The following is a 1,055-nucleotide window of genomic DNA, read 5'->3' as shown; positions in this document are numbered from 1 at the left end:
GGTGTTGCTAAAGATTTCGCATCTATCGATAACGCTCCAGAAGAGCGTGAGCGCGGTATCACAATCGCAACTTCTCACGTTGAGTACGACACTCCAGCACGTCACTACGCACACGTAGACTGTCCAGGACACGCGGATTATGTTAAAAACATGATCACTGGTGCTGCACAAATGGACGGCGGTATCCTAGTTGTTGCTGCGACTGACGGCCCTATGCCTCAAACTCGTGAGCACATCCTACTTGGTCGTCAAGTTGGTATCCCTTACATCATCGTATTCATGAACAAATGTGACATGGTAGATGACGAAGAGCTACTTGAGCTAGTTGAGATGGAAGTTCGTGAACTTCTTTCTGAATACGACTTCCCAGGTGATGACCTACCAGTTATCCAAGGTTCTGCACTTGGCGCACTAAACGGCGAGAAGCAGTGGGAAGACAAGATCGTTGAGCTTGCAGAAGCACTAGATTCTTACATTCCTGAGCCAGAGCGTGCAGTTGACCAACCGTTCCTACTACCAATTGAAGATGTATTCTCAATCCAAGGTCGTGGTACTGTTGTAACTGGTCGTATCGAGCGCGGTATCCTACGTGTAGGTGACGAAGTAGAAATCGTTGGTATCAAAGAGACTACTCTTACTACTTGTACTGGTGTTGAAATGTTCCGTAAACTGCTTGACGAAGGTCGTGCAGGTGAGAACGTTGGTGCACTTCTACGTGGTACTAAGCGTGATGACGTTGAACGTGGTCAAGTACTTTCTGCGAAAGGTTCTATCAACCCACACACTAAGTTTGAGTCTGAAGTATACGTACTTTCTAAAGACGAAGGCGGCCGTCACACTCCTTTCTTCAAAGGTTACCGTCCACAGTTCTACTTCCGTACAACTGACGTAACAGGCGACATCACTCTACCAGAAGGCGTAGAAATGGTAATGCCAGGTGACAACGTTCAAATGACTGTTGAGCTAATCGCTCCAATCGCAATGGACGAAGGTCTACGTTTCGCAATCCGCGAAGGTGGCCGTACAGTTGGTGCTGGTGTTGTAGCTAAAATCTT

The 1,055-nt window shown here is 47.4% G+C and carries 1 protein-coding gene; it reads left to right on the top strand.

Annotation, left to right across the window (positions count from 1 at the left end; all coding sequences use genetic code 11):
- Positions 1–1,055, top strand: a 1,055-nt coding sequence (gene tuf / locus AB4133_RS20170; RefSeq protein ID WP_137001546.1) for an elongation factor Tu, incomplete at both ends; no start/stop codon positions are given.

Origin of the sequence: Vibrio sp. 10N.286.52.F8 (assembly GCF_041468745.1) — a bacterium.
GTDB classification, from domain to species: domain Bacteria; phylum Pseudomonadota; class Gammaproteobacteria; order Enterobacterales; family Vibrionaceae; genus Vibrio; species Vibrio crassostreae_C.
This window is presented reverse-complemented; position numbering and strand designations above follow the sequence as displayed.